This is a genomic window from Polymorphobacter sp., from assembly GCF_048007885.1.
GTDB lineage: Bacteria > Pseudomonadota > Alphaproteobacteria > Sphingomonadales > Sphingomonadaceae > Sandarakinorhabdus.
Map to the genome: position 1 here is coordinate 545,811 of NZ_CP180346.1, position 23,609 is coordinate 569,419.

Consider the following 23,609-nt stretch of genomic DNA (forward strand, 5'->3'; position numbering starts at 1 on the left):
TGGTGCTGGCGCAAAGGGGGGGCGACGACTATACGAAAGTATAGATGCCCTTGTGCGGATGGCTGGCTTGTGCGCGCGATTGGACGCGGCGCATGAAGATCCACCTTTCGCGACCGTGAGACCTTGTCGATGTCGATGTCCGATGCAGACCTGCCCGGTGAACAGCCAGCTGAATTGCCTGCGCCTGAGGCTGGCGCGGAGCGCGCCCGTCTGGCGGCGCTGCGCGCCTTGCGCGTGCTCGACACGGCGCCCGAGCCGGCGCTGGATGTGATCACCCGGCTCGCAGCCGACCGGTTCGATGTCGAGATTGCGCTGGTCAGCCTGGTGGATGCGGATCGACAATGGTTCAAGTCGCGACATGGCCTCGACACATGCGAGACGCCGCGCGTTGACAGCTTTTGCGCCCATGCGATTGCAGGCGCAGCAAAGGCAGGGGACGGGCGGAAGGGCGACGGGGTGATGGTCGTCGGTGATGCGGCGGCGGATGCGCGCTTTTCCGACAACCCGCTGGTGAGGGGGGCGCCGTTCATCCGCTTTTATGCCGGCGCGCCGCTGGTCACGGCGGACGGCCATGCGATCGGGACGCTGTGCGTGATCGGCACCCGGCCGCGGGCTGGCGTTTCCGAGCGGGAGCGCGCGGCGCTGACGCTGATGGCGCGGCAGGTGATGGATTTCATCGAGACGGCGGCGCAGCGGCAAGAGCAGCGGATCTCCCAGCTGATCGCCGAGACGACCACCGATGCGTTCGTCTGCTCCGACCCGCACAGCCGCATTATCCACTGGAACCGGGCGGCGGAGACCATGTTTGGCTGGCGTGCCGATGAAGTGCTTGGCAAGCCGATGCACATGATCATTCCCGACCGGCACCGCCATGGCCATGACACCGGCATGGCGCGGCTGCGGGACCGCGGGCCGACGAAGCTGGTTGGCAAGACGGTGGAAGTGCCGGCCATGTGCCGGGCGGGGCATGAAATACCGGTTGAACTGTCGCTGGGCATGTGGCCGGCTCCGGAGGAGGGTGAACCACAGGGCTTTGCCGCCATCATTCGTGATGTCTCTGCGCGCAAGGCACTGGAGGCGGAGCGGGCCGGGACCGAGGCGCGGCTGGCCCAGCAGATTGCCGCCATCGAGGCCTCGCAGGACGGCATTGCCATTACCGATGCCGAGGGACGGTTCATCTTCATGAACCAGGCCCATTCGGCGATGTTCGGCCATGCCAGCCCCGAGACGCTGATCGGGCGGCACTGGACGCTGCTTTATGACGAGCGCAACGCCCGGCTGATCACGGAGGTGGCGATGCCGTTGCTGGCCAGCAGCCGGCGCTGGCGCGGCGAGGTGCAGGGGCGGCGTGCCGATGGCAGCATCGTGGAGCAGGAGGTGAGCCTGTCGCTGTCTGCCGATGGCGGCATTGTCTGCGTGACCCGCGACATCGGCGAGCGGCTGGCGATGGAACGTGACAAGGTGCGATTGCATGAGCAGCTGATGCAGGCGCAGCGGCAGGAGGCGGTGGGCCAGCTGGCACATGGTATCGCCCATGATTTCAACAATCTGCTGGCAGCGATTGCGGGCACGGCGGATCTTCTTGAACGCATCGATGCGCCGCAGGTCGGCACCCATGCCCGGCGGATTCAGTCGGCAACGGCGACGGCCACCGGGCTTCTCGACAAGCTCATGCTGCTCGGGCGGCGGCAGCGCGACCCCAAGCCGGTCGATCTCGGCACCATCCTGTCGAGCGTGCGCGACCTTGTGGCGACGAGCATGCTCGATACCCGGCATCGCATCTATCTGAACCTGCCGGCGGCGCCGTTGTTGACCAATGCTGATCAGACCGAGCTGATGCAGGTGGTGCTCAACCTTGCGCTGAATGCGCGCGATGCCCTGCCGATGGGGGACGTGGCGGAGCTGAGCCTGTCGCTGCTCGATGGCGACGGCCATGAGCCTGTCGGTCCGGTGATGGTCGGGAGCCTGCCGATGGGGCCGGCGGCGCTGATCAGGGTGAGCGACACGGGTTGCGGCATTGCGCCGGACGATCTGGCCCGGGTTTTCGAGCCCTATTATACGCGCAAGGGTGAGGCTGGCACCGGGCTCGGCCTCGCTGTTGTGGCCGGGATCGTTGCCGAATCGGGCGGGGCCATCGCGCTCCGCAGCCGGCCGGGTGGCGGCACCTTCTTCGAGCTTTGGTGGCCGCTGCAGCCGGCCGCGCGGCGCATGGTGTCGCTGGCGGGGGGCGCGGGCGGCGACGAAGACGGGCTGGCCGGCAAGACTGTGCTGGTGGTCGATGACAATCCGGATGTGGTCGATACGCTGGTGGCGATGCTGGAGGCTGCCGGCGCCGAGCCCGGCCCCTGCCTTGACCCGGCGGATGCGCTGGCTGCGGTTCGCGAGGACCCGCAGGCATGGAGCCTTGTCATCACCGACTATGACATGCCGGGCATGACCGGCGAGACGCTGGCGCGGGCGCTGCGCGACATTCGTGCCGATCTGCCACTGCTGCTGCTCTCGGCGCTGCCAAGGCCGCGTGATGGGCGTGATAACGATGTATTTGATGCCAAGCTCGCGAAGCCGGTGACGCTCGACACGCTGGTTGCGGCGGCGACGGCGGCGATGGCTGCGGCCCGCACGAGGAGCGGATGATGCATATCTTGATTGCTGACGACCATGAGCTGCTTCGCGATGTGCTGCGCTCCTATCTCGAGGCTGAGGGTGGCTTCACGGTCGAAACAGTGGCCGACCTGCCTGGGGCGCTGTCATCGATGGCAGCGGCAACAGCGGCAGGCGCGGCCTTTGATCTGGTGCTGCTTGATTATGGGATGCCAGGCATGAACGGCTTTGACGGGTTGCAGCGCGCCATTGCTGAGAGCGGCGGCGGCCCGGTTGCGCTGATGTCCGGGCTGGCGCCGGCCGGGGTGCCGGAGAAGGTGCTCGGCTGCGGCGCGGCGGGCTATCTCCCCAAGTCGCTGCCCGCCCGCTCGGTGGTCAATGCGATCCGCTTTATGGCGGCGGGCGAGCGCTATGTGCCGCTGGAGCTGAGCCGGCCCGGCCCGGCGGCCGGCAGCACCGAGGCCACGCTGTCGGCGCGCGAGCGCGAAGTGCTGGCCGGGCTGTGCAACGGCGAGGCGAACAAGGAGATCGCACGCAACCTCGGGCTGCGCGAGCCCACCATCAAGCTGCATGTCAAGACGATCTGCCGGAAGCTGGGCGCGCGGAACCGCACCCATGCCGCCATGATCGCGCGCGAGCAGTCACTCTGCTGATCGGCGCGGCGCGGGCTAGTGGCTTGGGCAGTTGCCAAGGGCGCGTGGGGGTGGGAGAGGGTTGGTCCTTGGCTTTTGAGGGAGACGCTATGTTCAGTCATGTGATGGTGGGGGCCGATGATGTAGCGGCCGCCAAGGTGTTTTACGATGCCACGCTGGGTGCGCTTGGCTATGATGCGGGCGGGATGGATGACAAGGGGCGGCTGTTCTATGTGACGCCGACCGGGATCTTCGCCGTGACCAAGCCGATCGACGGGGAGGCTGCGAGCTGCGCCAATGGCGGCACCATCGGCTTTGCGGTGAGCTCGCCCGAGGCCTGTGATGCCTGGCATGCGGCCGGGCTGGCGAATGGCGGCACGGCTTGCGAAGACCCGCCGGGTGTGCGCGAGGGGCCGTTTGGTAATCTCTATCTCGCCTATCTGCGCGACCCGGCCGGCAACAAGCTGTGCGCGCTTTTCCGGATGTAATGTCGGGCTGGAATTTCGATAACAGCTACAGACGCTTGCCGTCCGTTCTTTTCGAGGAGCGGGCGGCAACGCCTGTCAAGGCGCCGGAGCTTTTGCTGTGGAACGAGGCTGTGGCGGCGCGGCTCGGGCTGGGGCGGGTGCCGGCTGAGGAATTGACGGGCAATGCGCTGCCGGAGGGGGCGGAGCCGATTGCGCAGGGCTATGCGGGGCATCAATTTGGCCACCCCAACATGCTGGGCGATGGCCGGGCGGTGCTTTTGGGCGAGCAGATTGCGCCGGACGGGGCGCGCTTCGATGTGGCGCTGAAGGGCTCGGGGCGGACGCGCTATTCGAGGTCGGGCGATGGCCGGGCGGCACTTGCGCCGATGCTGCGCGAATATGTGGTGAGCGAGGCGATGCGGGGGCTGGGCGTGCCGACGACGCTGAGCCTGGCTGTGCTGGGCACCGGCGAGGCGGTGTTGCGTGAAGAGATCGGGCCGGGGGGGATCTTGGTGCGGGTGGCGGCGAGCCATATTCGGGTGGGGACGTTTCAGCTGGCGGCCGCGCTTGATGATGTGAGTGTTTTGAGGGCGCTGGCTGACCATGCGATGGCGCGGCATGACCCTGAGCTGGCGGCGGGCGATTATGCGGGCTTTCTGGCGGCGGTGTGTGGGCGGCAGGCGCGGCTGATCGCCGAGTGGATGCGCGTGGGCTTTGTGCACGGCGTGATGAACACCGACAATATGGCGATTTCGGGCGAGACGATTGATTATGGGCCGTGCGCCTTTCTGGAGAGCTATGGCCGCGATGTGGTGTTCAGCTCGATTGACCATGGCGGGCGCTATGCCTTTGGCGAGCAGCCGCGCATTGCGCTGTGGAACCTGACGCGGCTGGCCGAGAGCCTGTTGCCGCTGGGCGGTGATGTGGACGCGTATCAGGCGATCTTGCGGGGCTTTCCCGTCGCCTTTGAGGAGCATTGGAACCGCGTGATGCGGGACAAGCTGGGCGTGAGCGATGATGCGCTGACCGGCGAGGTCTTGAACTGGCTGGAGGCGAGCGGGGTGGATCACACCAATTTCTTCCGCGGGCTGGCCGATGCGCTGGAGCGGGGCGAGGCGGTGGATGCGCCCTGGGGCGAGCGTTGGCGGGGGATGACGGATGCTGGCTCTGTAGCGCGGATCAGGGCGACGGCGCCGGCGGTGATCGCGCGCAACCATATGGTCGATGCGGCGCTGAAGGCCGGGGCGGCGGGGGATCTGGCGCCGCTGAAGGCGCTGGTGGCGGCGCTGGCCGATCCTTATGTGGAGAGCGAGGCCAATGCGGCCTTCCGGGTGCCGGCGCGGCCCGAAGAGGCGATCAGGCAGACCTTCTGCGGCACGTGAAAATTTGGTGACAGCCCTTGACGCCGGGCTGGGTGCGGCACATATCCGCCGCGTCGTTAGCACTCGCTGCCGGTGAGTGCTAACGCGACGAAATCATGCAAATCAGGGGTATTATCCATGACCTTCCGTCCACTCCATGACCGGGTGCTTGTGCGCCGTGTCGAAGCTGAAGAGAAGACCGCTGGCGGGATCATCATTCCCGACACCGCCAAGGAAAAGCCGCAGGAAGGCGAAGTCGTCGCCGTGGGCACGGGCCTGCGCGATGACGACGGCGACCGCATTCCGCTCGATGTGAAGGCGGGTGACAAGATCCTGTTCGGCAAATGGTCGGGGACCGAGATCAAGGTTGGTGGTGAGGATCTCATCATCATGAAGGAAAGCGACATTCTGGGGATCCTGGGCTGATCGGCCCGATCCTGAAGGCTCGCAAACACTAATCGAAGGAAATAGACATGGCTGCCAAAGATGTGAAATTCGGCCGCGACGCGCGTGAGCGCATTCTGCGCGGTGTGGACATTCTTGCTGATGCGGTGAAGGTGACGCTCGGTCCCAAGGGCCGCAACGTCGTCATCGAAAAGTCGTTCGGCGCGCCGCGCATCACCAAGGACGGTGTGACCGTGGCCAAGGAAATCGAGCTGAAGGACAAGTTCGAGAACCTCGGCGCGCAGATGGTGCGCGAAGTCGCTTCAAAGACCAATGACGTGGCCGGCGACGGCACGACGACGGCGACCGTGCTGGCGCAGGCGATCGTTCGGGAAGGCATGAAGTCGGTTGCCGCCGGCATGAACCCGATGGACCTGAAGCGCGGCATCGACCTTGCTGTCGGCAAGGTTGTGGCTGATCTCAAGGCGCGTTCCAAGCCGGTGTCCGGCTCGAGCGAAATTGCCCAGGTCGGCACCATTTCGGCCAATGGCGAGAGCGAGATTGGCGAGATGATTGCCAAGGCCATGGACAAGGTCGGCAAGGAAGGCGTGATCACCGTCGAGGAAGCCAAGGGCATGGACTCCGAGCTCGACGTGGTCGAGGGCATGCAGTTCGACCGGGGCTATCTGTCGCCCTATTTCATCACCAACCCGGAGAAGATGACGGTCGAGCTCGACAACCCGTACATCCTCATCCACGAGAAGAAGCTCTCGAACCTGCAGGCGCTGCTGCCGGTGCTCGAAGCGGTGGTGCAGGCGGGTCGTCCGCTGCTGATCATCGCCGAGGACGTGGAAGGCGAGGCGCTGGCGACGCTGGTGGTCAACAAGCTGCGTGGCGGCCTGAAGATTGCCGCTGTGAAGGCGCCGGGCTTTGGCGATCGCCGCAAGGCGATGCTGGAGGACATCGCTGTCCTGTCGAAGGGCGAGATGATCTCGGAAGACCTGGGCATCAAGCTTGAGAATGTGACCCTGCCGATGCTGGGCCAGGCCAAGCGCGTGACCATCGACAAGGACAACACCACCATCGTGGACGGGGCTGGCGACGCCGAGGCGATCAAGGCGCGGGTCGAGCAGATCCGGGCGCAGATCGAAGTCACCACCTCGGACTATGACCGCGAGAAGCTGCAGGAGCGTCTGGCCAAGCTGGCCGGCGGTGTTGCGGTGATCAAGGTTGGTGGGTCGACCGAGGTTGAAGTGAAGGAGCGCAAGGACCGTGTGGACGATGCGCTGCACGCCACCCGCGCGGCCGTGGAAGAGGGTATTGTCCCCGGCGGCGGCACGGCGCTGCTTTATGCCACCAAGGCGCTTGAGGGCCTGAAGGGCGCCAACGACGACCAGACCCGCGGCGTGGACATCATCCGCAAGGCGCTGTTCGCCCCGGTGCGGCAGATCGCGTCGAACGCCGGCCATGACGGTGCGGTTGTCTCGGGCAAGCTGCTCGATGGCAACGACCCGACGATCGGCTTCAACGCGCAGACCGATGTCTATGAAAACCTGGTGGAAGCCGGCGTGATCGACCCGACCAAGGTCGTTCGCACCGCGCTTCAGGATGCGGCCTCGGTCGCTTCGCTGCTGATCACCACGGAAGCGGCGATCACCGAAGCGCCCGCCGATGACAAGGGCGCCGGCGGCATGCCCGGCGGCGGCATGGGCGGCATGGGTGGCATGGGCGGGATGGACTTCTAAGAGGTCCGTTCCTTACCAGCAGAACACGCCTGAAAATGGGGGCCGCAGCGACATGCTGCGGCCCCTTTTTTTGTCCTTGCTGGGCGGGGCGGGGAATTATGCCTGTAAATCATGGTCGTGATGGGTGATGATGATGGCTCGGCGCATATTTATTTTGCGTCCCATACTGGCCCGGCGTCGTATAAAATAGCGTGAGATCGTTATCGGGTCTTGATGCAATGTACCCAGCAAGGAGGCAGGCATGACTGAGAAGAAAATCGAAAAGACCGAGGAACTGAGCGAGAAGGACCTCGATGCTGTGCAGGGCGGTCTTTATTCCACGGCTGGCGCGGGAAACGAGCTGAAGAAGACGGCGCGCACAAAGGTTGCACCCAAGCCGGATGGGTTCATCGCTTTTGGTACCGAAACCGGCCTTTGAGGGGCTGATCAGCTGCCGGGCAGCTTGGTCCGGCATGCTCCTTAGCGGGTTGCGGCGGTTCAAGGTGCGGATGGCGACCTGAGGCTTATCTGGGGACTGTCTTGCGCACGTGGCTGCCGAGCGCTTCGGGGAGGGCGACGGTGATCAGGCGCCCAGTTTGAAGTGGAACAGCCGGCCTGGCCCGTTTTTGGGGCCGTCTTCGGGGAGGAGGTAGAGGTCCTGGCCTTCGAGCGCCAGGCCTTCGCCGGTGTAGGCGCCGCCGCGGCCGAAGGGGCGCACAAGGCCGACCGCGCCGCTGCGCAGCGTGCGGGTGATTTTCATGGAGGGCCAGTCGATCCAGTCCAGCGTGCCGCTCCAAGGCGTGCGGGCGCCGCCGGCGACGAGCTGGTCGCCGACGAACTTCATGTCCTGATAGGCGGTTGGGGACGGGTTTTTCACAACTTGCGGCGGGGCAGTCGAGCCGAGATCGAAGACGTAGAACAGGCGGCTGTCCCAATTGCCGGCGACGAGCCTTTGCTCCGTGGCGGCGACGCAGCCGAGATGATCGCCGACTTCGATTTTGCGGCGGACGGTGAGGGTTTCGGTGTCGATTTCGAGGAGCACGGCGGAACTTCCGGGTCGATATTCCGCGACCGGCACCCAGATTGATCCGTTGGCGATGGCGATTCCGCCGGGGTGGTAACGGGCGCCGTCGCTGACATCGAGCCGGCGCAGAAACTGGCCGGTCTTGCGGTCGAACTGGTGGAGATAGCCCTTGTGGTTGGCCTTGTCGACCGAGGTCACCCAGATATGCTGGGCATCGATGTCGAGGCCCTGGACGTGGAACAGCTCGCCCTTGAGGCTGAGTGTGCCCAGCGCCCGGGCCTGTTCGATGCCGCTGTCATATTGGGCGGGGGCGGCGGCGACCGACAGGCTGGTGAGCAGCAGCAGCGCCATGGTCATGACAGGTCGCGCCGTCTTGCGGATCATCGGACTTGCCCTCCGGCTGGCCTTGATGTGGCCGCCCTATGACAAGCTCCCGTGACAGGGGCGTGGCTTCGCGTTTAAACTTTGATGGCAGTGCCGGCTGTGGTTATTCGGGCATGGTCCAGAGTGCGCTGCGGTCATGGGGCCCGGACCAGCGGCGGTGGCGGGTGAGCGTCTGGGTGGCGGCGAGCGTGACGGCCTGGAGCTTTTCGGGGAGCGTGGTGTGCATGCGGCTGTCGAGCGCTTCGGGGCCGGCGGCAGCGAGCTTGCGGCCGATGTTGCCGTAGATGCGGGCGGCGGCCAGCACGGCCCAGGCGGCGCGGTTGCGCAATTTGGGCGTGCCGAAGCGGGCGGAGTCTTCGTAGAGTTCGGCTTGATCGACGAGGCGGACGAGCAGGCGGAAGAGCTGGCGGCGCTGGGGCGGGAAGGCGAAGTTGCCGGGCGTGATGCCGACGCTCTCCAGCCAGTCATCGGGGATGTAGCGGCGCGAGTTCATCGCATCCTCGATGATGTCGCGGGCGATGTTGTTGAGTTGGAAGGCGATGCCGAGATCAGACGCGCGGTCGAGGGTGGCGCGGTCAGACGGGCTGACGCCCATGACGATGGCCATCATCACGCCGACGCAGCCGGCGACATGATAGCAATAGGCCAGTGTGTCATCGAAGGTGCGGAAGGGGCGTTCTTCCATGTCGATGCGGAAGCCGTGGATGAGATCGAGCGGGTAGCGGTGGGGCATGCCGGTTTCGCGCACGACCTGGGCAAGCGCGTGATAGGCGGGGTCACCCTCGGGCGTGCCTTCAAGCGCGAGGGCGGTGAGGCGTTCGACTTCGGCGAGGCGCTCGAGCGGGGGGCGGGTGTCATCGTTGCGGCCTTGCCCGAGGATCTGGCCGTCGATCACGTCATCGGTGTGGCGGCACCAGCTGTAGAGCAGCATGGCGTGGTCGCGGGTGGGGGCGTCGAACAGGCGGGCGGCGAGCGCGAAGCTTTTGGAGCCGCGCTCGATGGCCGAGCGGGCGTGGGAGAGGACGTCGCTCATCGGCTCGCGCGCTCATAGGCGAGCAGGGCCTTCAATGCGCGGCCGGCGGGGATGGGCGGCTTGCCGGAGAGGATCTGCATCCAGTCGGAGAAGAGCGGGCGGGCGGCGTAGAAGCGGCTGACCAGATCATCGGGGTGGCGGTAAAAGCGGCTGAGCACGGTGCGGCGCTCGTCATTGTGCGCGGCGAGAAAGAGCATGCGGTTGAGGATGCGGTACATGCCGCGCGACTGCCAGGTGCGGATGCTGTGGGCGCGCAGGGCGCTGAACACGCGCGGGGCGGAGAGATCGGGCAGGCTGGCGACGAGATCGGCGACCTGCACGGCATCGGGGAAGCTGTAGCCGGTGACGGGGTGGAAGAGGCCGGCGCGCAGGCCCGCCTTGGGGACGCTGTCATCATGCCAGAAGGCCTTGATGTCGCCGCCGATGCCGAGCGGCAGAATGCCGACTTCCTCGCGGATGGTGCGGGTGATGGTCCAGCCTTGCGAGGCGGCATAGTCGGCGAGGTGATCGCGCAGGGTCTGGGGGGCAAGGTCCTTGCCGTCGGAGAAATAAGTGTCTTCGATGAGCACGTGTTTGGGGCCGTAGGGCAGGGTGTAGACGAAGCGGTAGCCGTCATGTTGGGGGACGGTGGCGTCCATGATGACCGGGCCGGTGAGGCCGTGCGGCTCGGCGAGTTCGACTTCGAGGCCGAGGAACTTCTGCCAGCGCAAGTCGAGCGATTTGGCCGGGCGCTGGCCACGGGCATCGATGACGCAGCCAGCGCGCAGCACCGACTGGTCGGCGAGCGTGACGCTGGTGCTGGTCAGGTCGACGACCGGCATGTTCGTCAGGATGCGCGCGGGCGGGAGGGTCTTTTCGAGTTCTTCGGCAAAGGCTTCGGACGGGATGCTGCCATAGCCGGCTTCGATGGTGCGGCCGTGATCGGGGAAGCGGATGGAATAACGGTCCCAATAGTGGCGGAAGAAGGGGCGGGTCCATTCGCGCTGCTCGGGCGTGAGATCATGGGCGAAGCTGGACCAGGTGTGGTTGCCGCCCAGCGTCGAGCCGGCCTCGATGATGGTGACCTTCACCTCCGGGCGGAGCTGAGCGAGCCTGTAGGCGATGAGGCCATTGGCAAGGCCGCCGCCGGCGAGGATGAGGTCATGGTCCATGGCCATTCGTGACTAGCAGAAAGCGGCGGCGGGGGAAGGGTGTGAGGGCAGGGCGGCGTGTTGCCGCTGGGAATTTGGCGTTGCGGGCGTGGCGGAAACTGCGTATCCCCTGTCCGCAACTGAGTATGACTTGAATTGGGAGTTGCGTATGAACGCGCCGACTGCGGCTTCGGCCTTTGTGCCCGAGAATGTGCCCGAGCCGCGTTTCGAGGATCTGGCGCATCTGCCCGGCATGGCGCCGGCGCGGATCAAGATGCTGCGCACGATCGACTTTCTGAAGGACCCGCTGGGCAAGTCGATGGCGCTGGTGGCGCAATATGGCCGGGTGTTTCGTCGGCAGGATTTCGGCGGCTGGGGGGTGAGCCTGATCGGGCCGGAAGCCAATGAGCTGGTTTTGTTCAACAAGGACAAGATCTTTTCGTCTTCGCTGGGCTGGAACCCGATTCTGGAGCGGCTGTTCCCGCGCGGGCTGATGCTGATGGATTTCGAGGAGCATCGGGTGCACAGGAAGACGCTGTCGGTGGCGTTCAAGACCGAGCCCATGCAGCATTATCTGGGCGAGCTTTTGAAGGGGATCGAGAAGGGCACTGCCGACTGGGGCGCGAGGGGCACGTTTCAATTTTATCCGGCGATCAAGGCGCTGACGCTTGATCTGGCGGCGGCGAGCTTTCTGGGTGTGCCCTGGGGCAAGGATGCCGACAAGATCAACAAGGCCTTCATGGACATGGTGCTGGCCTCGGTTGCGGTGATCCGGAAACCGCTGCCGTTTACGCAGATGAAGCGCGGCGTGGAGGGGCGGGCCTTTATGAGCGCGTTTTTTGCGGCCGAAATTCCCAAGCGGCGCGGGGCGAAGAGCGACGACATCTTCACCCATATCTGCAATGCGCGCGACGAGAATGACCAGCTTCTGGGTGATCAGGACATCATCGACCATATGAACTTCCTGATGATGGCGGCGCATGACACCATCACTTCCTCCATGACCTCGATGGTGCATTTTCTGGCGCGCCACCCGGAATGGCAGGAGGCGATGCGCGACGAGGTGATGGCGGTGAAGGCGCGGCATGGCGGGCTGCCCTATGCGGCGCTCGCCGAGATGGAGGTGACAGAGCGGGTGTTCAAGGAATCGCTGCGGCTGATCCCGCCGGTGCCTTCCATGCCGCGCCGGGCGATCAAGGATTTTGTGTTCATGAACCATCACATTCCAGCCGGAAGCCATATCGGGATCAACCCGATGGTGACGCACCGGCTGCCCGATGTCTGGCCGGAGCCGGAGACATTTGATCCGGACCGGTTCACGCCCGAGAACAGCAAGGGGCGGCACAAATATGCCTGGGTGCCCTTTGGCGGCGGCGCGCACATGTGTCTGGGGCTCCATTTTGCCTATATGCAGGTGAAATCCTTCTTCTTCACCACGCTGCCCGGGCACCGGATCGAGCTGGGCGAGGGGGCCAGCGGCGAGTTTCAGATGTTCCCGATCCCGCGGCCCAAGGACGGTCTTCCGGTTCGCTTCGTGACGCGCTGAGCCATGGGCCGGGTGTCGCGTTATCTGGGCGGCGCGCTTGCTGCGCTGATCGTTCTCGTTGGCGTGTTGCTGGTGATTGGCCGGGTGCCGGACCGGGACGGGGCGGCGATGCGCGGCAAATATGCCAGTGCGGCGTCGCAGTTTGTCGAGATTTCGCCGGGCACGGTGGTGCATCTGCGCGACGAGGGGCCTGCTGACGCGCCCGTTCTCATGCTGCTGCACGGCTCCAACGCCTCGCTGCACACCTGGGAGCCCTGGGTGGCGCGGCTGAAGGACCGCTACCGGGTGGTGAGCCTTGATTTTCCGGCGCATGGGCTGAGCGGGCCTTCGGCGGACGGCGTCTATACCTATGACGCTTATGCCGATCTGGTGGAGGCGGTGCGGGCGAAGCTGGGCATCAGAACGATGGTGCTCGCTGGCAATTCCATGGGCGGCGGGGTGGCGTGGCGCTATGCGCTGGCGCACCGCGAGCATCTGGCCGGGCTGGTGCTGGTGGATGCCAGCGGCAAGCCGCAGCCCAAGGGATCACGGCCGCCGCTGGGCTTTTATCTGGCGCGGGTGCCGGGCGTGCGCGAGATTTTGGCGAGCGTGACGCCGCGCTGGATCATCGAGCGGTCGCTCATCCAGTCGGTGTCGGTGACCGATATCGTCGATGATGCGATGGTGGACCGCTATTGGGAGCTGCTGCTCTATCCGGGCAACCGCGAGGCGACGCTGGACCGGTTCAGCCAGTATAGCGAGCCGGCCGACGGCGAGGCGCTGCGCGGGCTGGAGGTACCGACGGTGATTCTCTGGGGGCGCGAGGACCGGCTGATCCCGGTGAGCGTGGCGGAGTGGTTTGCCGAGCGGCTGCCCGAGGCGCGGGTGACCGTGCTGGGCGGTGTCGGGCATATTCCGATGGAGGAAGCGCCTGACCGGGCGCTGGTGCCGGTGCTCAGCCTGCTGGCGCGAGTGTATCCAGCCCCGCGCGCGCCAGCGCCTGCAGCCGCCGCTGCCGGTGAATGAACAGCAGCTGGGCTGACAGCCAGACGAAGGGTGTGAGCAGGCCGGCGCCGATGTCGAGATCATCGCTGTAGCTGGTGGTGCCGTCGCCATTGTCTGTGACGGTGATGCTGTGATCCCAGCGCTTGATGAGCGGGCCATGGCCATTGTCACGCAGCAGGGCCTGACCTGAGGGGGCGGGCGGGAAGCTGACGTCGATGGTCTGCGGCCCGAGGGGGATGAGGCCGAACAGGCGGAGCTGGACGCGGTGGGGACCTTCCTGCCACAGCGCGGGGTAGCCGCCGGCTTCGGTCGAGCGGAGCTGGACAAGGGGTGCGGCAACGGCGACCATGAGCGCCGGCCTGCGGATGGCGGCAGCGACGCTGGCGAAGGGCGCGGCCAGCCGGACCGACCGGCGCAGGCGCATCAGACCTCGACTTCCTTCACCGCCATGTCGCGCGCCAGCTTGTTGGAGCGCAGCTTGCCCGCACCCGAGGCTTCGAGCTGGGCCAGCAGGTCGCGCACCGGCGGGGCATAGAGGAAGCCGAAGCTGACCGTGCCCTGCTTCAATTCGACGACATGGTGGAGACGGTGCGCCTGGATGATGCGCTTCAGATAGCGGCCTTGCGGATTCATGCTGTGGCGGATCCGGCGGTGGACGAGAATATCGTGGAAACCGAAGTAGATGGCGCCGTAGGCAGTGATGCCCATGCCGAGCCACCAGAAGCTCCATTGCTCGGTGATGCTGCCGTATAGGATGAGCGCGATGGAGGGGACGGCGCCCATGACGGCGAACCAGTCGTTCTTCTCGAACATGCCTTCGCGCGGCTCATGGTGGGACTTGTGCAGGCTCCAGAGGAAGCCGTGCATGACCCAGCGATGCGCGACATAGGCGACGATCTCCATGACGGCGACGGCGCCGAAGAAAATGCCTACTCCCGTCCAGCTCAACATTGCCTGAACTCTCCTTGCTGGCTGCCCCTATATTATGGTCGCAGGGGGTTTGCAGCCCCCCCATTTTGCCGCAAGGGCACGGGCATGCTGAATCCCACCTTTGACGCGGCAGCTGCGCCGCCGCGCCCGGCCTCGCGCGCCGATGTGCGGGTGAACTTTGCCGCTGCGGCTGCGATCATGCTGAGCTGGGTGGCCATTCATCTCGGCGCGATCTTCACCATTGATCTGGCCGAGGCGACGCCGCTGATGGTGGCGGGGCTGGTGCTGATGCAGACTTGGCTTTCGACGGGGCTGTTCATCATCGCCCATGACTGCATGCACGGCAGCTTTGCCGGGCCGGGCAATGGCTGGAACCGGCGGGTGGGGCGGCTGGCGCTGATGATTTATGCCGGCCTGGACTATGATGCGATGCGGCCGGCGCATGTTGCGCATCATCGCCATGTCGGCACGGCGGACGACCCGGATTTCTCGGTGGCCAGCCCGCGCCGGCCGCTGCGCTGGCTCGTTGATTTCTTCATGGGCTATTATTCGCACATGCAGCTGGTGCGGATCACGGTGATGGCGCTGCTGTGGATGGCGCTGGGCGCGTCGCTTTTCAATATCGTGCTGTTCTGGGCGGTGCCGGCGCTGCTGGCGCTGTTGCAGCTGTTTTTCTTCGGCACCTTTTTGCCGCACCGGCATGAGGCGCGCGGCTTTGCTGATGCGCACCGGGCGCGCTCGGTGGGGCCAGGGGGCCTCTGGTCGGTGATCTCCTGCTTTCACTTTGGCGGCTATCATCTTGAGCATCATCGCTTTCCCCAGCTGCCGTGGTGGCGGCTGCCGGAAGCGGACACGGCCGTTCAGCCGGCGGACAGACGGGGGCGGGCAGAACACAGGCTCTAGCGTGTGGGAGCTTGCAGATGCGGATTGGATGGCTGGGACTTTCGGTGGCGGCGCTGGCGCTGGCGGCCTGTGCGGGGCCGGCGCAGCGGATCGAGCGCTCGCTGGTGCGCGCCGGGGTGCCCTTTGATGTGGCGCAGTGCATGGGGGTGCGGCTGGAGCAGCGGCTGACCCGCGACCAGTTGCGCCGGCTTGATGATCTGGCCCGGCTGGAGCAGCGGCGCGGCGGGCTGGACCGGGCAAGGCTTGGCGAGATTGGCCGGGCGCTGGGCGGGGCCGATGACCCGGCGCTGGTCGCCGAGGTGGTGCGGACCGGGATTGGCTGTCTGATCTGAGCGGAATTGTCGGTGTTGGCCAGATGAGCTAATCTGCTTCCAGCTAAAGCAGAGACGCGCGTCTCTGGGTTGGCTGTCTATTTGCCCTAGGGTAAATATTGGGAGCAGGCGTTTGCAGCGTAGATCGCCATGGAGCAACTCTCGACGTTTGAAAGCGTTGTCGGAGTTTGATGAACGGCAGCGCTTTCAGACGAAGTTTGGCAAAGAAAGAAAACCCAATTTGGTTTCTCGCCTTGTCGTGGTGATTGGAGGCTTGTCATTGGGTGTCGGTGCAGGCGTCTTGTTGACCGAGCCAGAGCTCAGACAGACATTGGCGAGCGCTGCTGACGGGCTTCTGCCGGCTATGCGAAATACGGCGCCGGCGGGAACTTTTTTTCGTTCATGTGACGAGGCCAGAGCGATGGGGGTGGCCCCTGTCTTTCGGGGCGACCCGGGTTACCGTGAAAGACTTGACGCTGATTTGGATGGTGTAGCCTGTGAGCCTTACATTGGGTTAAGGTGACGGCATCAGTTTCGCTGATAGCTGGCCTTTTTCTTCATCTTTTCAAAGCGCGTCGTGCGGGTGCCGGGTTTGCCGCCCATGCTGCGGCCGGGCGTGCTGGCCACGCGCTGATCGGCGGGCAGGCCGAGTTCATCGGCTTCGAGGCGGCGGATCTGGTCGCGGATGGCGGCGGCGGTTTCGAACTCGAGGTCGGCGGCGGCCTTGGCCATCTGCTGTTCGAGGTCGGCGATATAGGCCTTGAGATTGTGGCCGACGAGGTGGGGGGTTTCGCTGTCGCCGGTGTCGACGATGAGGCCGTCCTTCTGGCTGGTGTCGGCGAGCAGATCGGCGATGTCGCGTTTGATGGTGGCGGGCGTGATGCCATGTTCCAGATTATAGGCTTCCTGTCGTGTGCGCCGGCGGTCGGTTTCGGCGATGGCGCGCTCCATGCTGCCGGTCATGTGATCGGCATAGAGGATGACCCGGCCTTCGAGGTTGCGCGCGGCGCGGCCGATGGTCTGGATGAGCGAGGTTTCGGAGCGCAGGAACCCCTCCTTGTCGGCATCGAGGATGGCGACGAGGCCGCACTCAGGAATATCAAGGCCTTCGCGCAGCAAGTTGATGCCGACCAGCACATCATAGACGCCGAGGCGCAGGTCACGGATCAGCTCGATGCGTTCGAGCGTTTCAACGTCGGAGTGCATGTAGCGGACGCGCAGGCCGGATTCGTGGAGATATTCGGTGAGATCCTCGGCCATGCGCTTGGTGAGTGTGGTGACCAGCGTGCGGTAGCCCTGTTCGGCGGTGGCCTTGGCCTCGGCGATGAGATCCTGCACTTGATCCTCGACGGGGCGGATGGTGACGGGGGGATCGACCAGGCCGGTGGGGCGGATGACCTGTTCGACGAAGACGCCCTGTGTCTCGTTCATCTCCCAAGGGCCGGGGGTGGCGGAGACGAACACGGTCTGCGGGCGCATCAGCTCCCACTCCTCGAACTTGAGCGGGCGGTTGTCGATGCAACTGGGCAGGCGGAAGCCATATTCGGCGAGTGTAAGCTTGCGGCGATGGTCCCCGCGCGACATGCCGCCGATCTGGGGCACGGTGACATGGCTTTCATCGATGAACAGCAGCGCGTTTTCGGGGAGATATTCGAACAGCGTGGGGGGCGGCTCGCCGGGCAGGCGGCCGGTGAGGAAGCGGCTGTAATTCTCGATGCCGGCGCATGAGCCGGTGGCGGCGATCATTTCGAGATCGAAATTGGTGCGCTGTTCGAGCCGCTGGGCTTCGAGCAGCTTGCCTTCGGCATTCAGCTCCTTGAGGCGCTCGGTGAGCTCGTGGCGGATGGCTTCGCTGGCCTGTTTGAGCGTGGGGCCGGGGGTGACATAGTGGGAATTGGCGTAGATCTTGATGTAATCGAGCCTGGCGATGGTCTGGCCGGTGAGGGGGTCGAACTCGGTGATCGCCTCGATCTCGTCGCCGAAGAAGCTGATGCGCCAGGCGCTGTCTTCATAGTGGGAGGGGAAAAGCTCGAGACTGTCCCCGCGCAGGCGGAAATTGCCGCGCGCAAAGCTCATTTCGTTGCGCTTGTATTGGAGCGCGACCAGCTTGCGGACGACTTCGGCGAGATCGGCGGTCCCGCCTTTCTTGAGGCTGAAGGTCATCGCCGAATAGGTCTCGACGGAGCCGATGCCGTAGAGGCAGGAGACCGAGGCGACGATGATGACATCGTCACGCTCAAGCAGCGCGCGGGTGGCGGAGTGGCGCATCCGGTCGATGGCCTCGTTCACGCTCAATTCTTTCTCGATATAGGTGTCGGAGCGCGGGACATAGGCTTCGGGCTGGTAATAATCGTAATAGCTGACGAAATATTCAACCGCGTTGTCGGGGAAGAATCTCTTGAATTCGCCGTATAATTGCGCGGCGAGGATCTTGTTGGGCGCAAGGATGAGGGCCGGGCGCTGCACCGCCTCGATGACCTTGGCCATGGTGAAGGTCTTGCCCGAGCCGGTGACGCCGAGCAGCACCTGGCTGCGCTCGCCGGCATTAGCTTCTTCAACCAGTGTGGCGATGGCGGCGGGCTGGTCGCCTGCGGGGCTGTAATCAGAGGCGATGACGAAACGCTTGCCGCCTTCGGACTTTTCCGGCCGCGCCGGGCGGTGGGGGATGAAGGGCGCGGTGGTCTCCGGCTCTTCGAGGCTGGTGCGAATCTGGATGGGCATGGAGCGAGTCTAGCGCGCCATGCGGCGGATGGCACGGACTGCGGCGGTGAGATGGGCGGCGAACAGCAGGACGAGCAGGAGCGGCAACCATATGCGGTGCAGCGCTTCGGCCGAGGCGCTGGGGGGCAGGCGGGGCAGGGTGAGGCCGTAGAGATTGACCGGCTCGGGGGCCAGCGCGAAGCCGGTGAGGCTGATGGCGATGAGCAGCGAATAGAGCGCGGCGTGCGCGGCCATGGACTTTGGCGGCGTGGGCGGCGCCTTGCTGAGCAGGCGGACGACGAGGCGCGCGGCGACGAGCAGGAAGACGGCGCCGCCGATGGCGAGGTGGGTTTCGAGAAACTGGCGATATTCGGCGCTGTCTGGCGCGAGCACGGTGAGGAACTGGCCCATGGGGAAGGCGGCGATGATGAGGGCGGCGGTGGTCCAGTGGAGGAGGCGGGTGGGGCTATTGTATTCGGCTTCGGGAAGCTCGGTGCGCTTCAGGGTCATGCGTGCCGACCAGATCAGGCTGCCGGCGGCGAGCACGAACAGCAGCGCCTGAAGGTTGAGCAGCCACGGCGTGACGCCGCCGGCTGTGGCGAAGGTGCCATCGGTGTTGGCGAGCACGATCGAGGTGACGATCATCAGCAGGCAGCCAGCGGCCAGCAGCCGGCCAAGGGCGCGCAGGGGCGCGCGGCCATGGCCGAGCATGACGGCGATGAGCAGTGCTGTCGCGAGATAGAAGCTTGTCATGCGCCGCTATCGAGCCGACATGAGCGCGGTTGGCAAGAGGTGCGGCACCATGGGCGAGCGATTTGAGCGGCACAAACAGGCCTGGACCAGCGAGGAAGTGCAGAAGCTGCACACGCTGGCGAAGAAGGGCATGGCGCTCAGGGCCATTGCCCGGGCGCTGACGCGCAGCGAGGAATCGGTGAAGGCGCGGGCGCGGGCCGATGGGCTGAGCATCGCGGCGCTGCGCTGAGGCGGGGATGATGCGCGCGGCTCTTCTGCTTCTGCTGCTGCTGGCTGGCCCGGCGCGGGCGGCGGGGCTGGCCGAGATTGTGGCGGGGCGCACGGATGTGACGGCCGGGCTTTCGGGGCTGGCGGTGGTGGTGGCCGGGCCGGACGGCGTGGTGCGCGCCGAGGCTTATGGGGATGCGGTGATCGGCCAGAGGGCGCTGACGGTGGAGACGCCGATGCGGGTGGCGTCGATCTCGAAGCTGGTGGTGGCGATTGGCGTGTGGCGGCTGGCCGAGCAGGGGGTGGTCGACCTGGACCGCGATGTATCGGATTATCTGGGCTGGCGGCTGCGGCATCCGGGGTTTCCGGACCGGGCGGTGACGCTGCGGATGCTGATGTCGCATACCTCCGGGCTGGCCGACGGGCCGGGCTACAGCTTTCCCCTTGAGGTTCGCCTTGGGGATGCGCTGACCCCTGACCATTGGGGGCCGGGCGGGCCGGGGCAGCGGTTTGAATATGCCAATCTGGGCTACGGCGTGATTGCCAGCGCGCTGGAGCGGGCGACGGGCGAGCGCTTTGACCGGCTGATGCGGCGGCTGGTGCTGGCGCCGCTGGGGCTGGATGCGGGCTATAATTGGCAGGGGGCGAGCGATCTGGCGGTGGCGCGCGCGGCGGCGCTCTATCGCAAGGGGCGCGAGGCCGGGGGCTGGGACGCGGGCGCGGACTGGCTGGCGCAGGTGGACGCGCTGGCGGGCCAGCGGCCGGCCTGTCCGGTGGTGAGCCGGGCGGGGTGCGATCTGGATGGTTATCGCCCCGGGGACAATGGCACGCTGTTCAGCCCACAGGGCGGTTTGCGAATTTCGGTGATGGGGCTGGCGAAGATCGGGCGGCTGCTCTTGGGCGGCGGCGAGGTGGACGGCGTGCGGTTGCTGCGCGCCCAGACGGTCAGCGCGATGGCGGCGCCGGTCTGGGCTGCGGGCGGCGATGTGCCGGGCGATGATTATGGCGGGCAGATGCTCTGTTATGCAGCCGGGCCGCAGTGTCTGAGCGGGCGGGCGGGCGCCAGCGATCAGCCGGTGCCGAGGGCGGCCTGGTGGGGGCATCTGGGCGAGGCATATGGGCTTCTGGCCGGGCTGTGGGTGGACCAGGCCAACAAGCGCGTGCTGGTCTATGCGCTGACCGGAAGCGCGGAGGACCCGTTTTCGGTGCCAAAGCTCAAATCGGCATTCAGCGCGGTCGAGGAGATGATCTTGCGCGATCTGGCGGCGGCGCCGCCGGCGCGCTAGACTGTGACGGCGGCTTGGACGGAGGACGCGATATGATCGGCTATGTGACCTTGGGGACCAATGATCTGGCACGGGCGGAGGCCTTTGTCCTCGCAGTTCTGGGGCTGATGGGCGCGCAGAAGCTGTTTCCCATGCCGCAGGGCGGTTCGATCTGGGGGCGCAGCATGGATGAGCCGCTGCTGGCGATGTGTCCGCCCTTTGACGGAAAGCCGGCGACGGCTGGCAATGGTACGATGGTCGCCTTGATGGCGGCGAACCGGGCGGAGGTGGACGCCGTTCATGCAAGGGCGATGGCGGCCGGCGGCAGCGACGAGGGCGCGCCCGGGTTGCGCGACGCCGAAGCCGTCCCTGATGATGACCCGATGGCGTTTTATGGTGCCTATTTTCGCGATCCGGATGGCAACAAATTCTGTGCCTTTCATCTGGGGCCGGGCTGATTTCGGATTCGAGCGCGTTGACCGGCCTGGCAAACGAGTTGCGGGCGCGCGAGCGCGAGCTGTGGCTGGCGACGCTTTATGCGCCTGAGGCCGTGCGGCCGGCGCTGGTGGCGCTGTTTGCGCTCGACCGGGTGCTGGCCGAGGTGGCCGAGACGGTGAGCGACCCGATGGTGGGGGCGATCAGGCTGGCCTGGTGGCGCGATGCGTTGCTGGCGCTGGACGGGGCGGCCAAGGCACCCGATGAGCCGCATTTGCAGGCGGCGGCCGCCTTTCTTTTGCCGCAGGGCCTAGGCGGGGCGGAGCTGGCGGCGCTGGAGGAGCGCTGGGGCTGCCGGCTGGCGGGCGATCTGGATGCGGATGCCGAGCGGGCGGCGGAGGCCGAGGGCGGGGCGCGGCTGTTTGCGCTGGCGGGGCGGCTCTTGGGTGGGGATGAGACGCTGGCGGCGGCGCTGGGGCGAGGCTGGGCGGTGGGCGAGCTGTGGCAGGGTCGGGTGTCGGCGGCGCTGCGGCCGCTGCTGGGGCTGGCGGTGCTGGGGGTGCGCGATGCGCGTGATGCAGCGGCCGGGCGGGCGCGGGCGGCGCGCGGCGGGGCGGGGCGGCAGCTGCGCATGCTCTGGGCAGTTGCCAGCGGGCGCTGAGCCTGTCTAAGGCTGGGCTGAGGGTATGAACGGAGGCGTTGTGCGTCGTCTGCTGGCCCTTGCTGTCATTTTGGGAGCGCTGGTGGGCGCGTGGTGGCTATGGCGCGCCGCCGCGCCTGATGCAGCTGCGCCGCAGCTTGTGGCGGGCGAGGTGGTGCAGCCGCCTGCGGCACCGGTCGCGCCGCCGCCGCCGCCGCCGGTTGCGCCGGGCGAGACGATCGTCTTGCCACCGGCGCCCAAGGCGCCGATCAGCGAAGAGGAGCGCGAGGCGCGGCGGTTCAACCGCTATGACCGTGACAAGGATGAACGGATCGACCGCGAGGAATATCTGCGCAGCCGGCGTCGGGCTTTCGCCAAGCTCGATCTCGATGGCAATGGCGTGCTTGATTTCGAGGAATATGCGGCAAGCACCATCGGCAAGTTCGAGACGGCCGACGGCGACCGCGACAATCTGCTGTCGCGCGAGGAGTTTGCGACAACCGCGCGGCGGCGCTAGAGGACGGGGACAGAGCCGTTCTTGTGGCGCTGTGAGGTGGTTGGTGCCACCACGGATGCTGTTAGTCGAGTCTGACTCAGCTTGGTCGTTGCGATTGGTGGCAAGACGTGGCAGGGCGGTGCGGCAAGGTGGCGGGCGGCGATGGCTGACAGAGTGAAGGTTTTGGCGTGAGCAGAAGAGCGACATCGGAAACGGCATTTGCTGGCGAACGGCGCGGGCTGCTGCGTTGCCTTGTTGCCGCGCAATTGGCGGCCGCGCTGGCGGCACCGGCAGGGGCCGAGACGCTGAAGCAGGCGCTGGCACGGGCCTATGTCAGCAATCCCGTGCTGGCATCTGCGCGGGCCAACCAGCGCGCCACCGACGAGAATGTGACGATCCAGCGGGCGGCAGGTCTGCCAACGGCGAACCTCAATTCGACCTTCAGTGAAAATGTCTTGGTGCCGGCCGGTCAGTTCGTCGTGATTCCGCGCTCCTTGTCGACGCAGGCGCAGATGAGCGTGCCCATCTATCAGGGCGGGGCGGTGAAGAATGCCATCAAGGCCGCGAACAGCCGGGTGGCGGCGGGCGCAGAGACGCTGCGCGCGACCGAATCCAGCGTGTTTTCGCAGGTGGTGGCGGCTTATATCGATGTGCTGCGCGACACCGCGATCGTGGAGTTCAACAAGGCCAATCTGAACAACCTCGAGGTCAATCTTCAGGCGACGCGGGACCGGTTTGAGGTGGGCGACCTGACGCGCACCGATGTGGCGCAATCGGAAGCGCGGCTGAGCCAGGCGCAGGCGGACCTGCGCAATGCCGAGGCCATTCTCATCGGCTCGAAGGAGCGTTATGTGCAGCAGGTGGGGGCGGCCCCTGACGCGCTGCAGCTGCCGCCGCCACTGGCCGGCCTGCCCGACGATGTGGATGCGGCGCTGAACGTGGCGCTGGAGGGCAATCCCGATATTTTGGCGGCGAAGAAGGTGGCCGAGGCGACGGGTTTTGATGTCAAGGCGGCGCGGGCCGGGCGGCTGCCGACGATTTCCGGCTTCGGCAACTTTAACCGCAACGACAATTTTGGCGGGGCCGTCGCCTCGGTGCCGGTCGACATTCCCTCGACGCAGGAAATCGGCGTCGATCGGCGCGCAGCTGACCATCCCGCTCTTTCAGGGCGGGCGACCGGCGGCGCAGATCCGTCAGGCGCAGGCGCGCCAGCAGGCGGCACTGGAAGATTATATCGCCGCCGAGCGCAGCGTCGTGCAGCAGGTGCGCGCGGCCTATGCGGCGTGGAAGGCGTCACTCGATGTCATTCTTTCAGCCGAAGCGGCGATCGAGGCCAATGCGCTTAGCCTTGAGGGCGTGCGCGTGGAAGCGAGCGTGGGCAACCGCACGGTGATCGAAGTGCTGAATGCCGAGCAGGAGCTGATCAACTCGCGCGTGCAGCTGGTGACCGCGCAGCGCAACGCCTATGTCGCTGCCTTCACGCTGCTGGCGGCGATGGGCGATGCAGAAGCGCGTGATCTCGCGCTCGAAGACGTTGAATATTATGACAGCAGCGAGAATTTTCAGCGGGTTCGGGGGGACTTCTTCGACTGGAGTGGAAGGTCTGCGCCGGCTGTTGAATCGACCTCGACCAAGGGCATTCCCGCGCAGGATGCCGCGGTGCAGGGACCAGCCTTGCCGGCCAATCGCTGAGCGGCGG

At 66.0% G+C, this 23,609-nt stretch carries 25 protein-coding genes and 1 pseudogene; 19 read left to right on the forward strand and 7 right to left on the reverse strand.

The window, feature by feature from the left end:
• Positions 1–135: 135 nt before the first annotated feature.
• The 7 genes from ACMVO5_RS02715 (at position 136) to ACMVO5_RS02745 (ending at position 7,608) form a co-directional block, all read left to right on the forward strand.
• Entirely contained in the window at positions 136–2,634 is a 2,499-nt protein-coding gene (locus ACMVO5_RS02715; protein WP_416908548.1) for a PAS domain S-box protein, read from the forward strand.
• Complete coding sequence (locus ACMVO5_RS02720; RefSeq protein WP_416908549.1) at positions 2,634–3,254, forward strand: LuxR C-terminal-related transcriptional regulator; 621 nt, start codon at positions 2,634–2,636, stop codon at positions 3,252–3,254. Before ACMVO5_RS02715 ends, ACMVO5_RS02720 begins: the two co-directional genes overlap by 1 nt.
• 89 nt (positions 3,255–3,343) lie before the next feature.
• Complete coding sequence (locus ACMVO5_RS02725; protein ID WP_416908550.1) at positions 3,344–3,721, forward strand: VOC family protein; 378 nt, start codon at positions 3,344–3,346, stop codon at positions 3,719–3,721.
• 35 nt (positions 3,722–3,756) lie between these two features.
• A complete protein-coding gene (locus tag ACMVO5_RS02730) occupies positions 3,757–5,082 on the forward strand; it encodes a protein adenylyltransferase SelO (protein WP_416908551.1) in 1,326 nt (441 codons plus the stop codon).
• Positions 5,083–5,199: 117 nt separating this feature from the next.
• On the forward strand, positions 5,200–5,487 hold the full coding sequence (gene groES, locus ACMVO5_RS02735; protein WP_416908552.1) for a co-chaperone GroES: 288 nt from the start codon (positions 5,200–5,202) through the stop codon (positions 5,485–5,487).
• A 47-nt stretch (positions 5,488–5,534) separates the two neighbouring features.
• Positions 5,535–7,190 (forward strand): chaperonin GroEL, encoded by a 1,656-nt coding sequence (groL, locus tag ACMVO5_RS02740; protein ID WP_416908553.1) that lies wholly within the window; start codon positions 5,535–5,537, stop codon positions 7,188–7,190.
• A gap of 241 nt (positions 7,191–7,431) precedes the next feature.
• On the forward strand, positions 7,432–7,608 hold the full coding sequence (locus tag ACMVO5_RS02745; protein WP_416908554.1) for a hypothetical protein: 177 nt from the start codon (positions 7,432–7,434) through the stop codon (positions 7,606–7,608).
• Positions 7,609–7,752: 144 nt separating this feature from the next.
• Here ACMVO5_RS02745 and ACMVO5_RS02750 read toward each other — a convergent pair whose 3' ends face one another.
• The 3 genes from ACMVO5_RS02750 to crtY all read right to left on the reverse strand — a co-directional run bounded on the left by ACMVO5_RS02750 (position 7,753) and on the right by crtY (position 10,767).
• Complete coding sequence (locus ACMVO5_RS02750; protein ID WP_416908555.1) at positions 7,753–8,577, reverse strand: DUF6454 family protein; 825 nt, start codon at positions 8,575–8,577, stop codon at positions 7,753–7,755.
• 103 nt (positions 8,578–8,680) lie between these two features.
• The gene (locus ACMVO5_RS02755) at positions 8,681–9,610 is read right to left on the reverse strand and encodes a phytoene/squalene synthase family protein (RefSeq protein ID WP_416908556.1); all 930 of its coding nucleotides are present in this window, start codon (positions 9,608–9,610) and stop codon (positions 8,681–8,683) included.
• Positions 9,607–10,767 (reverse strand): lycopene beta-cyclase CrtY, encoded by a 1,161-nt coding sequence (crtY, locus tag ACMVO5_RS02760; RefSeq protein WP_416908557.1) that lies wholly within the window; start codon positions 10,765–10,767, stop codon positions 9,607–9,609. The genes ACMVO5_RS02755 and crtY overlap by 4 nt, the downstream gene beginning before the upstream one ends.
• A gap of 142 nt (positions 10,768–10,909) precedes the next feature.
• Here crtY and ACMVO5_RS02765 point away from each other — a divergent pair, with 142 nt between their 5' ends.
• Both ACMVO5_RS02765 and ACMVO5_RS02770 read left to right on the forward strand, forming a co-directional pair.
• Positions 10,910–12,286, forward strand: a complete 1,377-nt coding sequence (locus ACMVO5_RS02765) for a cytochrome P450 (RefSeq protein ID WP_416908558.1) — start codon at positions 10,910–10,912, stop codon at positions 12,284–12,286.
• Between the two features lie 3 nt (positions 12,287–12,289).
• Positions 12,290–13,291, forward strand: a complete 1,002-nt coding sequence (locus tag ACMVO5_RS02770; protein WP_416908559.1) for an alpha/beta fold hydrolase — start codon at positions 12,290–12,292, stop codon at positions 13,289–13,291.
• Here ACMVO5_RS02770 and ACMVO5_RS02775 read toward each other — a convergent pair.
• Both ACMVO5_RS02775 and ACMVO5_RS02780 read right to left on the reverse strand, forming a co-directional pair.
• Complete coding sequence (locus ACMVO5_RS02775) at positions 13,221–13,694, reverse strand: hypothetical protein (RefSeq protein ID WP_416908560.1); 474 nt, start codon at positions 13,692–13,694, stop codon at positions 13,221–13,223. The genes ACMVO5_RS02770 and ACMVO5_RS02775 overlap by 71 nt on opposite strands.
• A complete protein-coding gene (locus tag ACMVO5_RS02780) occupies positions 13,694–14,221 on the reverse strand; it encodes a beta-carotene hydroxylase (RefSeq protein WP_416908561.1) in 528 nt (175 codons plus the stop codon). Before ACMVO5_RS02780 ends, ACMVO5_RS02775 begins: the two co-directional genes overlap by 1 nt.
• 84 nt (positions 14,222–14,305) lie before the next feature.
• Between ACMVO5_RS02780 and ACMVO5_RS02785 the strand changes: the two genes are divergently transcribed.
• The 3 genes from ACMVO5_RS02785 (at position 14,306) to ACMVO5_RS02795 (ending at position 15,937) form a co-directional block, all read left to right on the forward strand.
• Positions 14,306–15,103 carry a fatty acid desaturase gene (locus ACMVO5_RS02785; RefSeq protein WP_416908562.1) on the forward strand — a complete coding sequence of 266 codons (798 nt, stop codon included), beginning with the start codon at positions 14,306–14,308 and terminating at the stop codon, positions 15,101–15,103.
• Positions 15,104–15,120: 17 nt separating this feature from the next.
• The gene (locus tag ACMVO5_RS02790; protein WP_416908563.1) at positions 15,121–15,435 is read left to right on the forward strand and encodes a hypothetical protein; all 315 of its coding nucleotides are present in this window, start codon (positions 15,121–15,123) and stop codon (positions 15,433–15,435) included.
• Positions 15,436–15,835: 400 nt separating this feature from the next.
• Complete coding sequence (locus ACMVO5_RS02795; RefSeq protein ID WP_416909284.1) at positions 15,836–15,937, forward strand: excalibur calcium-binding domain-containing protein; 102 nt, start codon at positions 15,836–15,838, stop codon at positions 15,935–15,937.
• A 5-nt stretch (positions 15,938–15,942) separates the two neighbouring features.
• Here ACMVO5_RS02795 and uvrB read toward each other — a convergent pair whose 3' ends face one another.
• Both uvrB and ACMVO5_RS02805 read right to left on the reverse strand, forming a co-directional pair.
• Positions 15,943–18,135 (reverse strand): excinuclease ABC subunit UvrB, encoded by a 2,193-nt coding sequence (gene uvrB / locus ACMVO5_RS02800; RefSeq protein ID WP_416908564.1) that lies wholly within the window; start codon positions 18,133–18,135, stop codon positions 15,943–15,945.
• 9 nt (positions 18,136–18,144) lie between these two features.
• Complete coding sequence (locus tag ACMVO5_RS02805; RefSeq protein ID WP_416908565.1) at positions 18,145–18,867, reverse strand: cytochrome b/b6 domain-containing protein; 723 nt, start codon at positions 18,865–18,867, stop codon at positions 18,145–18,147.
• Positions 18,868–18,916: 49 nt separating this feature from the next.
• Here ACMVO5_RS02805 and ACMVO5_RS02810 point away from each other — a divergent pair, with 49 nt between their 5' ends.
• From ACMVO5_RS02810 to ACMVO5_RS02840, 7 genes and pseudogenes are all read left to right on the forward strand, one after another.
• Positions 18,917–19,096 (forward strand): hypothetical protein, encoded by a 180-nt coding sequence (locus ACMVO5_RS02810; RefSeq protein ID WP_416909285.1) that lies wholly within the window; start codon positions 18,917–18,919, stop codon positions 19,094–19,096.
• Positions 19,097–19,106: 10 nt separating this feature from the next.
• A complete protein-coding gene (locus ACMVO5_RS02815; protein ID WP_416908566.1) occupies positions 19,107–20,360 on the forward strand; it encodes a serine hydrolase domain-containing protein in 1,254 nt (417 codons plus the stop codon).
• A 32-nt stretch (positions 20,361–20,392) separates the two neighbouring features.
• Positions 20,393–20,797 (forward strand): VOC family protein, encoded by a 405-nt coding sequence (locus tag ACMVO5_RS02820; protein WP_416908567.1) that lies wholly within the window; start codon positions 20,393–20,395, stop codon positions 20,795–20,797.
• Positions 20,798–20,814: 17 nt separating this feature from the next.
• Entirely contained in the window at positions 20,815–21,435 is a 621-nt protein-coding gene (locus ACMVO5_RS02825) for a squalene/phytoene synthase family protein (RefSeq protein ID WP_416908568.1), read from the forward strand.
• Between the two features lie 25 nt (positions 21,436–21,460).
• Entirely contained in the window at positions 21,461–21,931 is a 471-nt protein-coding gene (locus tag ACMVO5_RS02830) for a histidine kinase (RefSeq protein WP_416908569.1), read from the forward strand.
• A gap of 323 nt (positions 21,932–22,254) precedes the next feature.
• A pseudogene (locus ACMVO5_RS02835) lies at positions 22,255–22,935 on the forward strand (TolC family protein); the annotation flags it as partial.
• Positions 22,913–23,602, forward strand: a complete 690-nt coding sequence (locus ACMVO5_RS02840) for a TolC family protein (protein WP_416908570.1) — start codon at positions 22,913–22,915, stop codon at positions 23,600–23,602. The pseudogene ACMVO5_RS02835 and the gene ACMVO5_RS02840, both read left to right, overlap by 23 nt.
• Positions 23,603–23,609: the final 7 nt, after the last annotated feature.